Raw genomic sequence first — 13,099 nt, 5'->3', positions numbered from 1 at the left:
GGTTAGTTCGTAAAAATATCGTTTTATTTTTTATTTTCCAAAATTCTATCCGCAACGGACTTGCCGGCGCTTCCTTCTTCCAGGAAGCGTTTGGCCACGACCACCCGGACGGCGCGGTCGATGATCTCGAACTCGAACGGCGAATATCCGAGCGCTTCGCCGTCAACCTCCAGCGCGATCTCGGGCGACGACTCGATCCGGATGCGCCTTCCCCGGTTCAGGCTCGTCTTGTTCAACCTGTAAATTTTCCCGTTGAACAGCACCTTGAAATGGAACAGCACCGAGAGCCAGCTCATTTTGCGAATCACGGTCAGGTCGAACAACCCGTCGTCGGCCACGGCGTCCGGCGTTTGTAACATCCCGCCGCCGTTGTACCTGCCGATCCCGATCGTAGCGCTGTAAACCAAGTCGTTAACGACCAATTCATCGTCGACATACACCTTGACGCCGGTCGAAGAGTAGCGCAGCAGGGCTTTCAGCGTGCTCCACAGATACAGCCATTTACCCCGCTTCCCTTCCTCTTTCAGGTGGTTGTAACGACGGTTCACGACGGCGTCGAAGCCCACCCCGGCCACGTTGGCCATATAACGCTCCTGCTTGTAAGTCGCCTTGTGGTACGAAACCACGCCGACGTCCTGCAAAAAAGAGTGTCCTTCGACGATCGCCCGGATCGCTTCGGAATATTTGCGCGGAATCCCGAACATCCGGATCCAGTCGTTGCCGGTACCGACGGCGATCACGCCCACCAGCACCTCGGTCGTAGGAACCGCCTTTTGAATAAACAGGCCGTTGACCACCTCGTGGATCGTCCCGTCGCCGCCGACCACCATGATCTTGCGGAAACCGTTGTTGATCGCCTCGACGGCCAGTTCGATCGCATGGTACTTGCGTTCGGTGAACGCATACTCCGGCACGATGTGGTGATCGCGCAATAACTTGCTGATCAGCGGCCAGTCGCTCAGTCCCTTGCCGCTTCCGGCGACGGGATTGACGATGGCAAACCATTTATCGAACGTCTCCATAACCTTTACGATCTGAACGGTACATTGCGGAGCGTGCCCAGCAGATACTGCCAGAAACGGCCGACTGACGCGACGTTCACTTTTTCGTCGGGCGAATGCGGGTGCAGGATCGTCGGGCCGAACGAAATCATATCCAGCGCAGGGTAATTCGTACCGATGATCCCGCACTCCAGTCCGGCATGGATGGCCGTAACGACCGGTCGGCGACCGAACAGCGACTCGTACGACGCGATCATCGTATGCAGAATCGGCGAATCCGGATTCGGATTCCAGCCGTCGTAACCGCCCTCGAGCGCGACTTCTGCTCCCGCGAGTTCGAATACCCCGGCGATCCGGTCGCCCAGATCGGCCTTTTCGCTATCGAGCGAGCTGCGTAGTAGGCAGTGCACCAGAATCTCCCCGCTTCCGGCGGTGACCCGGGCCAGGTTGGACGAAGTCTGTACCAGCCCCGGCATCGACGGATTCATCCGGATTACGCCGTCGGGACATCCGCGTACGGCCCGGATCAATTGCCGTTGCGATTGCGGGTCGATCAGCGAATCGGGCCGCCGGGCATCCGTAATCCGAACGGTCACCGCATCGTCGACGCCCCGGAACTCCTCTTTCAACACCGATTCGAGACCGGCGGCCAGCGTCCGAAAAACGTCCGAGACAGCGTCCGGAACGACAACCGTCGCCGTCGCCTCACGCGGAATGGCATTGCGCAGGCCGCCGCCGTCGACCGACGCCAACCGCAAGCCGCACTCCCGCTCGCACTTTCTCAACAGCCGGAACAAAATCCGATTCGCATTGCCGCGTCCCAGATGGATATCGATGCCCGAATGTCCACCTTTCAAACCGCCTACCGCAATCCAGAAAGCCTTATATCCTTCAGGAACAATATCTTCACGATACGTCATGCGCACCGAAGCATCCAAACCGCCAGCGCATCCGACATACAGTTCGCCCTCCGTCTCGGAATCCAGATTAACCAGTATCTCGCCGTCGAGCATTCCGCCTTTCAGACCGCGGGCCCCGTCCATGCCGGTCTCCTCGGTCGCGGTGATCAGCGCTTCCAACGGCCCGTGCACGACGTCCTCAGACTCCATAACGGCCAAAATCGCAGCAACTCCGATCCCGTTGTCGGCTCCGAGCGTCGTGCCGTCGGCCCTTACCCATTCGCCGTCGACACGGACTTCGATGGGATCTTTCGTAAAATCGAACCGCTTGTCGCCGTTTTTCTGCGGAACCATGTCCATGTGCGCCTGCAGAATGATCCCCTTGCGGGACTCCATGCCCGGCGTAGCCGGTTTGCGCAGGATCACGTTCCCGGCATCGTCGACCGTACAGGCGATGCCGTGCGTCCGCGCTTCGGCGACCAGATACGCCCGAATCGCCTCCTCGTGCCGCGACGGACGCGGCACACGAGCGATCTCGGCGAATTTTTCCCACACCTCGCGGGGCGAAAGCCCATCCAGATTCGTATTCATAAAAACCCGTTTTATCTAAGCTCTCCGAACAAACCTCAGCGCAGCCGTGCCAGCATGTTCTTTACATTATTTTCGATCCGCGAAGTGATATCGGCCGCTTCGTCCTTGACGAATTGCTCGCCGGTGATCTTCTCGTACAGCTCGATGTACCGGTCGCTGACGCTCCCGACGAACTGATCGGTCATCTGCGGAACCTGCTGTCCGGGCTTCCCCTGGAAACCGTGGTCCATCAGCCATTCGCGGACAAACTCCTTCGACAACTGACGCTGCGGCTCGCCTTTCGCAAAACGTTCCTCGTAACCGTCGGCATAGAAATAGCGCGAACTGTCCGGCGTATGAATCTCGTCGATCAGGTAGATCTCGCCGTCCTTCTTGCCGAATTCGTACTTCGTGTCGACCAGGATCAGGCCGCGCTCGGCAGCCATCTTGCTTCCGCGATCGAACAGCGCCAACGCGTATTTTTCGAGCATTTCGTAATCGGCCTTCGAAACCAGTCCTTTGGCGATGATCTCCTCTTTCGAAATATTCTGATCGTGCTCGCCGATCTCGGCCTTGGTCGTCGGCGTGACGATCGGGTGCGGGAAACGCTGGTGTTCGCGCATTCCGTCCGGAACGGGTACGCCGCAGATCTCCCGGGCGCCGGCTTTGTAATCCCGCCACGAACTGCCGGTCAGGTAAGCGCGCACGATCATCTCGACCGGAAACGAGTCGCAGCGGTAACCGACCGTCACCATCGGATCGGGCGAAGCGATTTTCCAGTTCGGGCAGATATCGGACGTGGCGTCGAGAAATTTCGACGCGATCTGGTTCAGCACCTGTCCTTTGTAGGGAATCCCTTTCGGCAGGACGACGTCGAACGCCGAAATCCGGTCGCTCACGACCATCACCAAATACTGGTCGTCGATATTGTAGACATCACGTACCTTTCCTTCATACAGGCTCTTCTGCCCGTCAAACCGGAAATCGGTTTTTACGATTGCTTTTGTCATGTTTGTTTCGATTTATATGTTTCGAGTCATTCTTTCTCGGAGTTGCCGGCATGTCGTTCGAAGGCTTCAACGATGTGCTTTACCAGCCGGTGACGGATGATGTCGCGGTTGTCGAATGCGACGATCCCGATACCGTCGATCCCTTTCAGCATCTCCACAACGGGCATCAGACCCGAATCGCTGCGCCGCGGCAGGTCGATCTGCGTGATGTCGCCGGTAACGATAAACCGGGCGTTGCGCCCCATGCGGGTCAGGAACATTTTGATCTGGGCGACCGTCGTATTCTGCGCTTCGTCCAGGATGACGAAAGCGTTGTCGAGCGTCCGCCCGCGCATATAGGCCAACGGCGCAATCTGCACCGTGCCGTCTTCCACGTATTTACCGAGTTTCGCTGCCGGAATCATGTCGTTCAACGCATCGTACAGCGGCTGTAAGTAAGGATCGAGTTTCTCCTTCATGTCGCCGGGCAGAAAACCGAGCTTTTCGCCGGCTTCCACGGCGGGACGCGTCAGAATGATGCGTTTCACTTCGCGGTTCTTCAGCGCCCGAACCGCCAGCGCGATCGCCGTATAAGTCTTGCCCGAACCGGCCGGGCCGATGGCGAAAATCAGGTCGTTGCGGTCGTACAGGTTCAGCAGGCGCTCCTGGTTGACGGTGCGCGCCCGGACGACCAGGCCGTTGTTGCCGTAGACGATCACATGCTGGTCTTCCGGATCGTCCTGCACCGCAGAGAGTCCCCCGTCGTAAATCTGGTCGATCACCTGCGGGGATATATGGCCGTAACGCTCGTAATAAGCCAGCAGTTCGGCAAGCTTCTTGTCGAACCGCACGATCTCGCTCTCCTCCCCCATCACCTTGATGGCGGAACCGCGCGCCACGATTTTCAGTTTCGGAAATTTACCGCCGATTTTTTCGATGTTGGCATCGGCGAGGCCGTAAAACTCCACCGGGTCGATCCCTTCGAGAAGAATTACTTTTTCGGTCATCCGCGTACAGGATTTAGAACAGGTAGCTAATGTTCAACTGCCACTGATTCATGCTCGTCTTGTAAGTGCGGGCCTGCTGCTCGCCCTTGACCACGGTGAGCTCCGGCTTTTTGAACTGGCCGCCGTAACGCATATCCACGTTGACGCGCCCGAATTCGACGCCGCCGCCCAGTTGATAACCGACCAACGATTTTGCGAGTTCGGTATTGATCGCCGCCGAAGTATTTTTCAACTTGTTGCCGGTATCGTTCATCAGCGTGAAAACGGGGCCGGCAAACAACCGCACAAATGCGATTTTCCACCCCACGAGGATCGGCAGCTCAATGTTGTTCACTTTTACCTTCGTCGTGGCGCCGTCCTCCATATCCATCGTAAAGCGATGCTTGGCATAGTTCAACTCCGGTTGTATATACAACATCGGAAAATTGATCCTGGCCACGAAGCCGAACTGATAACCGAAATCCTTATCGGCCGAAAACACGCCGAGCACCTCGTCTTTCGAAGCGTGAAGACTCTGGCTCTGGATACCGGCCTTGATCCCGAAACGAATCGGGCCTTTGGCCCCGGCATTGTTCGTTATTCCGCATAAAATCAATGCGATCGCAGTCGTGAGCAAACACCTTTTCTTCATAGATTGCATATTTACACCGTTAAACATTTCAAAGGTAGAAAAAATATTCCTTTCCTGTTTCCTTTTCGGTCTTAAAGTGGAAAATATCCGACAAAGAGGACCGAAAGGCAAACGCAATCCCGGTTACCGGGGTTCCCCGACTATTTTTTCGCTATCTCCACAGGCTCTATGTCTTCTTTCAACAGACCGATGTCGCAGTCTTCGTAATCAACCCCGTCCCGCATCTTGACTATCATGAAATGGGGAAACCAGAAAGTATTCATCGTAGGATCGACGGCAAACCATCCGATGCCATCGAGATAGCATTCGGGCCATGCATGGCTTCCGACGGCTTTGTATTCGGGAGCGTAAACATAGCCCACGGCAAGGCGGGCGGGGATATTCTTGCGGCGCATCAATGCAATGAACAGGTTCGCATATTCGCTGCAAGTGCCTCTCCTCCGCTCGATGATCGACGCCACGTCCAGCGTCCTGCAAATTCCCGCATCAATGCGGCGGGCAAGCGAATCGTCGGGCGATAAAAAACCGTGGGTAAATGAAAGCGCCTTGTTTATTACGGCAAACGCGCTGGATTCGTCGGTAAACAACGTATCGGCAATTCCCGCCAGGAGTTCGTTTTCAGGGTCGATCAGCGGCGTCGGCAACAAATATTTCGCCGTCTCTCCGTCGTAGGATCGATTGCGGGAATAAGGCGCCTCCATCATTTTCGCACGCCGCGCACTGTCGGCATAAGGATTGACCACGGTAAGAACGACCCGGTAACCTTTTCCGTCTTTCGACAGCCCGGTTATTCGCTGCGGATAAGCATCCATAGCCTTCGTCGACAGGGAACCTACCGTCAGGACGAATTCGGTGGTGTCCGCTTCGAAAGGATCGTGCGACTGGGCTGCGGAAAACACGGGCGCCAAAAACGCACAAAAAACAACAAATAGTTTTTTTCTCATAACGGGCAGTTTAACGGTTTATCAAGTCATTCCCACGGCGGTACGGCAACATCCGAACCTCGTTTACAGCAACGGGCTGAACAACCGCGACAACGCTTCGTAAAAACTATGCAGCGCGGGACGACTCTCCCAGTAGTCGCGCGTTACCATGCGGCTCTGATCGAGGTCGTGCAGGAACTCCGCTTCCAGCTCCTGCGTGATCTTCCGGTCGTACAGCAACGCCGACACTTCGAAATTGTCTTCGAAACTGCGGATGTCCATATTGGCCGTGCCGACCGAACTGAACTGCCCGTCGATCATAATCAGCTTCGAATGGTTGAATCCCCGGCGGTACAGGTACACCTTCACGTTGGCGTCGATCAGTTCGCCGATGTACGAGCGGGAGGCCCAGTAAACCACCTTCGAATCGGAACGGCTCGGGATCATGATCCGCACGTCGATCCCGCTCAGCGCAGCCACTTTGACCGCCGTCAGAATCGCCTCGTTCGGAAGGAAATAGGGCGACGAAATATAGATATGGTGCTGCGCATGCGTGATGGCCGAGAAAAACGCCTGCATGATCGACGCCCAGTCGGAATCGGGTCCGGACGTGGCGATCTGGATCATCGTCTCCTCCTTGACATGCGTTTTGGGCAGGTATTTCGGATAGTCGTTCAACAACTGCTTGCTGACGAAAAACCAGTCGGCGATGAATACGATCTGCAACATGCCGACCGCTTCGCCCTCGAGCCGCAGGTGGGTATCGCGCCACGGCCCCATTTTCGTCCCGGTGACGTACCGCTGGGCGATGTTGATCCCGCCCGTGAACCCGATCTTGCCGTCCACAACCAGGATCTTGCGGTGATTCCGGTAATTAACATGGCTGGTCAGCCACGGGAAGACCACCTGCATGAAACACTCTACCCGGACGCCGGCCTTGCGCAGCCGGCCGATGTACTTGCGCCCGAGCCCCCAACTGCCCACGTCGTCGTAGATCAGCCTCACCTCGACCCCCTGCTGCGCCTTGGCGATCAGAATGTCGGCGATCTCGCGGCCCAGCGGATCGTCCTCGATGATGTAATATTCCAGATGGATCGACGAACTGGCCGACCACAGCGCCTTGCGGATTTCGTCGAACGTCTCCGTTCCGTCGTTCAGCAGCTTCACCCGGTTATGCACCGTCAGCAGCGCCTTGTTGCTGTTGAGCAGCAGCGTAATGATATCGCGGTTGTCGCTGATCTCCGGTTTGTGCAGCACCGCGGCGTTGTTGATCTCGTAGATTTGCTGCCGGCTCAGCGTGTCGATCTGTTCGAGATCGCTCAGTTCCTTGCGGCTGAACAATTTTTGCTTGCGGTGGTTGCGTCCGAAAACGATGTAAAAGATAAATCCGACGACCGGCAGCAACGAAATCACGATGATCCACGACAACGCCTTCACCGGATCGCGCTTGTCGTGAATGATCACGGCGATCGTGATAATCACGAAAACGATGTACCCGAAACTCAGGTAAGGCTTCAGGTCGATCAGAGCGAAAAGTAAAAAAGTATCCGGCATGGCATTCCAAATAGCAGTATTTGATACAAATATAATAAACCCCTCCGGAAAAAAGAGGCGGTCTGCCGAAAAATTGCAAAACGGCCCGCCTCCGTTCCTTTTCGATCGAAATAAAATAACCGGAACTTTGCATAAAAATATATCGGACCGTTGGATTATCTTGAATTTTAATTATATTTGCATCATAAAGTTATGTAGTTATAACTATATTTATAATAAATTTTATTAAATCAAGGATCGAAAAGTACGATCAGGACGAATAATCCGGAGAAATCGCGGCGTCGGACGTACTGTAAACAAATGATTATGCCCTTCTTCCATTCACAGCGAACTACAGAACAGCCTCAACGGATTACGATCCGGAAAACGGAGAAAGTATGCTTTTGTCCGACCGATACCGGGCGGTCTCGTGCGACCGCTCCCGAAGTCCGCATCGGTTCCGCCGGGAAATGCCGTACCGCAAACGGGAATACGGGCAAATGCGTTCTCGTCGCAAGCGGGAGCAATCGTTGATCGATCCTACAAAAAGTCATCATTATGAACAGAGAAAAACGATTGTACCGGGACACCGAGAAATTTTTGAAAGCCCACACGTCGGACATCGTGTTCGCGCAAGAGATCCCGACGCGCCTGTTGATATTCTGGCTCGGGAAACGCAACAACCGCCGCGATCGGATTTTCAAACTCGCATTACAGAATTATCAGGATTTTACGGGACGCCAGCTCGTATTCCTGCCCGATTACAATGCGTTCATGGATCGGCTCTGTTCGGGAAAATACCAGTGGAACGGATTCCTGATCAACAAATACGAACGACTGGTGGATCCGAAAGATCCGTCCGTCGTTTATTGTTGCGATAAAGAGTACGACGACCTATACACGCTGTTTTTCATATTCGTCAGCAAAATCGTATGGGGACGGTTGCTCCCGTGGCGGCGCCGGCGCGACGAAATGACCATCTTCGCATTCGACGATTATCCCATGCTCTTTACGTATCGCCAAGCCCAACTGCGCGCCTGACCGTTAAGAGCGGCGGACGAAAATCCGGCGAAGCAGGCCTTCGAGCATCCGGTTCAGCGCCGGAGAAATCTTCGAATAATAAATTCCCGTACCGAATACGAGCGAAATCAGCGTCGTCCGGATCGTTCCGTCGACGATGAAATTGTCTTGCCGCGGAATCAGCATCGAGACGCCGATCATCGCGGCTCCCCACAGGGCGACGAGGACATCGCGCCACGACAGTGAAAAAATCCGGTAGAACTTCCATACGAACGCAACGTGCCCGACGTTGAAAACCAGCAGCGAGATCATCGTCGCCAGCGCCGCCCCGTTCATCCCCCAGCGGGGAATCATCAGCGCGTTGGTCAGGACGGTCAGCCCGACCAGCAGGATCGAAAGCATGAACTCATAGCGGTATTTCTTGGAAGTCATCAGAATCGTGCTGTTCAGTCCCACGTACATATTCACGACCCAACCCAGGCCGAGGAACAGGAAAACGTAACGCCCGCTGGCGTACGACTCCGGCATCAGCGAAAAGATATTGTCGAGGTTGACCCAGATGACGACGAACAGAAAGCAACCGGCGATCAGGTTCATCAGCGACGCATCGCGCGAGATTTTGCGCATACCTTCCATGTCGCGCTCTTTCCACAGGTTCGTAACCACCGGCGTAGACACCTTGACGATCGAACGGTAGGGCATCTGCATCGCGCTGGTCATATAGATGATCGTGGTATAGATCCCTCCTTCCGCCAGCCCGCAGATCCCGGCCAGCATCGTCTGGTCGACGATCGGTACGATATACATCGAAGCCCCTCCGAGATACTGCCACAATCCGTATACCGCCGTGATCGAAAGCAACCTGCGCACGCGCGGAGTGACCGGAACCGGCCGGAACCGCGTTTGCCGTATCGTCGCCATATAAACCAGCAGGATCGCCGCCGGTACGAAATAGATCAGCACGTACCCCACGACGAATTGCTCGAACGTAATCAGCCGCAACGCATACAGCGAAATTTCGATCGAAATCAACAGGCGCAGCAGAATCTCGTTGACGAAAGAGGTGACGACCGTCTTGTAAAATGCCTGCAACCACGAACTGAAAAAATTATAGGACAACGTAGCCAGCCCCAGCGGAATCAGCATCAGGTAGTGCTCGGACAGTAGCGGAGATTCTTTCGAATAGTACGCCATGACCGGTTCGCGGAACGCCAGGAACAGAACCGTGAACACGACGAACCCGGCGCCGACACCCAGCGCCGACCAGAAAAAGAAACCGTTGTCCCGCCGGTCGGGCGTCCGGAAAAACGGGAAGAATTTGACGACCGAAAAATTGATTCCCAGCGCGGAAAACTGGGCGTACAGGACGGCCAGCCCGGTCAGAATATTGACCAGTCCGACCTGCTCCTCGGTCAGGAAGTTCGTCAGCAACAGGATCTTGTTGACATATCCGATCAGGATCCCCAGGTAGGACAGGATCGTGATCGTGATGCTGTTGCGTTGTACGATGCCCAAGGCCGTATCGGTTAAAGGCTGCGGAAAGCCGGTTTACATGCGTTGCGGAACTCCGATACCGAGCAGCGCCATCGCCGAAGCGATCACGCGGGCTACGGTTTCGGAAAGCGTCAGACGCATCGTTTGTTTCTGCGCATCGGCCTCCCGCAGGATCGGGAAATCGTGGTAATAGCTGTTGTACGCTTTGGCCAATTCGTAAGCGTAATTCGCGATCACCGACGGCGAGAACGTCGCGCCGGCCTGCGCTACGGCGCCCGGATAGTCGGCAAGCATCTTGATCAGGCCGACCTCTTCAGTCGAAAGCGCCGAGCTATGCAGCTCGGAAGCCGGAACGATCCCGCGCTCGGCCGCCTTGCGCAACACCGACTTGATCCGGGCGTGGGTGTATTGGATAAACGGCCCGGTATTGCCGTTGAAGTCGATCGACTCGCGCGGGTCGAACAGCATCGTCTTACGCGGATCGACTTTCAGAATGAAATATTTCAACGCGCCGAGTCCTACCATCCGGCTGATCCGCATCGCCTCGTCCGGCGTCGCATCGTCGAGTTTGCCGAGCTCCTGCGACATGTCGTAAGCCGTCCGCACCATCTCGTCGATCAGGTCGTCGGCGTCCACCACCGTCCCCTCGCGCGACTTCATTTTTCCTTCGGGCAGCTCGACCATACCGTACGACAGGTGCGTGATATGATCGGCCCAGCCGTAACCGAGCTTGCCGAGGATCAGTTTCAATACCTGGAAATGATAGTTTTGCTCGTTGCCGACGACGTAGATCATGTCGTCCAGGCGTTCCTCTTTGAAACGAGTGTAGGCCGTGCCGAGGTCCTGCGTCATGTAGACCGACGTACCGTCGCCGCGCAGCAACAGCTTCTGGTCGAGACCGTCGGCGGTCAGGTCACACCAGACCGAGCCGTCCTCCTTACGGAAAAACACCCCTTTATCCAGTCCCTCCTCGACGATCGATTTGCCGAGCAGGTAGGTATTCGATTCGTAGTACACCTTGTCGAAGCTGACGCCCATCGCTTCGTACGTCTTGTCGAAACCTTCGTACACCCAGCCGTTCATCGTCTGCCACAACCCGTAAATCTCCGGGTCTTTGGCCTCCCACTTGCGCAGCATCGCCTGGGCCTCTTTCATAATCGGCGCTTCGCGCTTGGCTGTTTCTTCGTCCATACCGCCGGCCGTCAGTTCTTTGACTTCGGCCTTATAAGCCTTATCGAAGGCCACGTAGTACTTCCCGACCAGGTGATCGCCCTTCATGCCGGACGAAGCGGGCGTCTCGCCGCCGCCGAACTTCCGCCACGCGAGCATCGACTTGCAGATATGGATTCCGCGGTCGTTGACCAAATTCACTTTCAGCACCTTATTACCGCCCGCCTCCAGAATCCGGGCCACCGAGTAGCCGAGCAGGTTGTTGCGAATATGGCCCAGGTGCAACGGCTTATTGGTGTTCGGCGAGGAGTATTCGACCATCACCGTCCGCCCGGTCGGAGCGGCCTGCCCGTAAGCGGGATCGGCGAGGATTTCGTTCACGCGCTCGCTCCAGAACAATTCGCTAAGGGACAGGTTCAAAAATCCTTTGATTACATTGAAACTTTTGATTTCGGGCGTCGAGGCGACCAGCGCTTCGCCGATCTCCGCGGCGGTGGCTTCCGGATTTTTGCGGCTGAGTTTCAGCAACGGGAAGACCACCAGCGTCATATCGCCGTCGAATTCCTTGCGGGTTTTCTGTATCTGTACCTGTCCGGGGGCGGGTTCGCCGTACAGCGCGGTCACTGCGGCCCGCACTTTATCCTGCAAAAACTGTTCGATATTCATGATTTGCGGTTTCGTGATTTCAAAATCAGCACAAAGATAGCTATTTTTGCCGTCAAAATACAACCGATGCGGATAGCCGACATAGATTTAGGGGACAAGCCGCTGTTCCTGGCCCCGATGGAAGACGTGACCGATCCGTCGTTCCGATACGTGTGCAAGCGGTTCGGAGCGGACATGGTCTACACCGAATTCATATCGAGCGACGGACTGATCCGCGACGCGGCCAAATCGGTCGCCAAACTCCGCACTTACGACTACGAACGCCCGGTGGGCATCCAGCTCTACGGCAACGAGATCGAACCGATGGTCGAGGCGGCGCGGGTCGCCGAGGCGGCACGGCCCGATCTGATCGACATCAATTTCGGCTGCCCGGTACGCAAGATCGCCGCGCGCGGAGCCGGCAGCGGCATGATGCGCGACGTGCCGAAGATGGTCGAAATGACGCGGCGGATCGTCGATGCGGTACGCCTGCCGGTAACCGTCAAAACCCGCCTCGGCTGGGACGAAGACTCGAAAAACATCGTCGAGATCGCCGAACGGCTGCAAGACGCGGGAATCGCCGCGCTGACGATCCACGGCCGGACGCGGGCGCAGCTTTACCGCGGCGAGGCCGACTGGACGCTGATCGGCGAGGTAAAACGCAACCCGCGAATGCATATCCCGATCATCGGCAACGGCGACATCGACTCGGCGGAAAAGGCTGCGGCGGCATTCGAACGCTACGGCATCGACGGCATCATGATCGGCCGCGCCACTTACGGCCGGCCGTGGATATTTAAAGAAATCCGCCATTTTCTGAAGACCGGCGAACAACTCAAGCAGCCTTCCGTGCACGAGCGAGTGGAATTGGCGAAACTCCACTTCGCAAAATCGCTCGAATTCAAGGGCGACAAAGTCGGCGTGCTGGAAATGCGGCGCCATTTCTCCTGTTATTTCAAAGGACTGCCCGATTTCAAGCCTACGCGGCTGAAGCTGGTAACGCTGAACGATCCGGCCGAAATCGTCGCTACGCTCGATTACGTCGCCGAACGGTGGGGCGACTTCGACACGTCGGAGATCGTTCCGCAACCGCTCTCGCACGACGTCTGACAGGCTTTTCCGCTCCGGGTCGTTCACGCGCCCAGCAAAAACCTATCGGGAAAAAGACTGCGGGAACGATTTTTTCGACGGTATCCATACAATATTTAAAAAATAGG

Annotated in this window: 11 protein-coding genes; 2 read left to right on the top strand and 9 right to left on the bottom strand. The window is 56.0% G+C overall.

The genetic code is table 11. The annotated features are described in order from the left end of the window. Positions 1-23: 23 nt before the first annotated feature. The 7 genes from C1A08_RS06955 to cls form a co-directional block, all read right to left on the bottom strand. The gene (locus tag C1A08_RS06955) at positions 24-1,022 is read right to left on the bottom strand and encodes a diacylglycerol/lipid kinase family protein (protein ID WP_101572333.1); all 999 of its coding nucleotides are present in this window, start codon (positions 1,020-1,022) and stop codon (positions 24-26) included. Positions 1,023-1,027: 5 nt separating this feature from the next. Then, on the bottom strand, positions 1,028-2,491 hold the full coding sequence (locus tag C1A08_RS06950) for an aminoacyl-histidine dipeptidase (RefSeq protein WP_101572331.1): 1,464 nt from the start codon (positions 2,489-2,491) through the stop codon (positions 1,028-1,030). Between the two features lie 35 nt (positions 2,492-2,526). Beyond that, a complete protein-coding gene (locus C1A08_RS06945) occupies positions 2,527-3,480 on the bottom strand; it encodes a phosphoribosylaminoimidazolesuccinocarboxamide synthase (RefSeq protein WP_101572328.1) in 954 nt (317 codons plus the stop codon). A gap of 26 nt (positions 3,481-3,506) precedes the next feature. Continuing rightward, on the bottom strand, positions 3,507-4,466 hold the full coding sequence (locus tag C1A08_RS06940; RefSeq protein WP_055205295.1) for a PhoH family protein: 960 nt from the start codon (positions 4,464-4,466) through the stop codon (positions 3,507-3,509). Between the two features lie 13 nt (positions 4,467-4,479). Beyond that, positions 4,480-5,097, bottom strand: a complete 618-nt coding sequence (locus tag C1A08_RS06935; RefSeq protein WP_055205294.1) for a porin family protein — start codon at positions 5,095-5,097, stop codon at positions 4,480-4,482. Positions 5,098-5,237: 140 nt separating this feature from the next. Then, positions 5,238-6,041: a transglutaminase domain-containing protein gene (locus C1A08_RS06930; protein WP_101572326.1), complete on the bottom strand. Its 804-nt coding sequence runs from the start codon at positions 6,039-6,041 to the stop codon at positions 5,238-5,240. Between the two features lie 63 nt (positions 6,042-6,104). Continuing rightward, positions 6,105-7,574: a cardiolipin synthase gene (cls, locus tag C1A08_RS06925; protein ID WP_055205289.1), complete on the bottom strand. Its 1,470-nt coding sequence runs from the start codon at positions 7,572-7,574 to the stop codon at positions 6,105-6,107. 537 nt (positions 7,575-8,111) lie between these two features. Here cls and C1A08_RS06915 point away from each other — a divergent pair. Next, entirely contained in the window at positions 8,112-8,594 is a 483-nt protein-coding gene (locus C1A08_RS06915) for a hypothetical protein (RefSeq protein WP_055205287.1), read from the top strand. A gap of 3 nt (positions 8,595-8,597) precedes the next feature. Here the strand turns inward: C1A08_RS06915 and C1A08_RS06910 are convergent, their stop codons facing one another. Continuing rightward, positions 8,598-10,088, bottom strand: a complete 1,491-nt coding sequence (locus C1A08_RS06910; RefSeq protein WP_101572322.1) for a lipopolysaccharide biosynthesis protein — start codon at positions 10,086-10,088, stop codon at positions 8,598-8,600. Positions 10,089-10,121: 33 nt separating this feature from the next. After that, the gene (argS, locus tag C1A08_RS06905) at positions 10,122-11,903 is read right to left on the bottom strand and encodes an arginine--tRNA ligase (RefSeq protein ID WP_101572320.1); all 1,782 of its coding nucleotides are present in this window, start codon (positions 11,901-11,903) and stop codon (positions 10,122-10,124) included. A gap of 66 nt (positions 11,904-11,969) precedes the next feature. Here argS and dusB point away from each other — a divergent pair, with 66 nt between their 5' ends. Next, positions 11,970-12,992 (top strand): tRNA dihydrouridine synthase DusB, encoded by a 1,023-nt coding sequence (dusB, locus tag C1A08_RS06900; RefSeq protein ID WP_101572318.1) that lies wholly within the window; start codon positions 11,970-11,972, stop codon positions 12,990-12,992. The last annotated feature ends 107 nt before the right edge of the window (positions 12,993-13,099 follow it).

The sequence above is a fragment of the Alistipes sp. cv1 genome (assembly GCF_900240235.1).
In the GTDB taxonomy this organism is placed as follows: domain Bacteria; phylum Bacteroidota; class Bacteroidia; order Bacteroidales; family Rikenellaceae; genus Alistipes_A; species Alistipes_A hominis.
The sequence above is the reverse complement of the archived record's forward strand: the minus strand, read 5'-3'. Positions and strand labels throughout refer to the sequence as shown.

Bases quoted from the DNA above. Each gene is read 5' to 3' on its own strand.
- C1A08_RS06930 (WP_101572326.1), bottom strand. From the start codon at position 6,041: ATGAGAAAAAAACTATTTGTTGTTTTTTGTGCGTTTTTGGCGCCCGTG.
- C1A08_RS06915 (WP_055205287.1), top strand. From the start codon at position 8,112: ATGAACAGAGAAAAACGATTGTACCGGGACACCGAGAAATTTTTGAAA.
- C1A08_RS06955 (WP_101572333.1), bottom strand. From the start codon at position 1,022: ATGGAGACGTTCGATAAATGGTTTGCCATCGTCAATCCCGTCGCCGGA.
- cls (WP_055205289.1), bottom strand. From the start codon at position 7,574: ATGCCGGATACTTTTTTACTTTTCGCTCTGATCGACCTGAAGCCTTAC.
- C1A08_RS06940 (WP_055205295.1), bottom strand. From the start codon at position 4,466: ATGACCGAAAAAGTAATTCTTCTCGAAGGGATCGACCCGGTGGAGTTT.
- dusB (WP_101572318.1), top strand. From the start codon at position 11,970: ATGCGGATAGCCGACATAGATTTAGGGGACAAGCCGCTGTTCCTGGCC.
- argS (WP_101572320.1), bottom strand. From the start codon at position 11,903: ATGAATATCGAACAGTTTTTGCAGGATAAAGTGCGGGCCGCAGTGACC.
- C1A08_RS06935 (WP_055205294.1), bottom strand. From the start codon at position 5,097: ATGAAGAAAAGGTGTTTGCTCACGACTGCGATCGCATTGATTTTATGC.
- C1A08_RS06945 (WP_101572328.1), bottom strand. From the start codon at position 3,480: ATGACAAAAGCAATCGTAAAAACCGATTTCCGGTTTGACGGGCAGAAG.
- C1A08_RS06950 (WP_101572331.1), bottom strand. From the start codon at position 2,491: ATGAATACGAATCTGGATGGGCTTTCGCCCCGCGAGGTGTGGGAAAAA.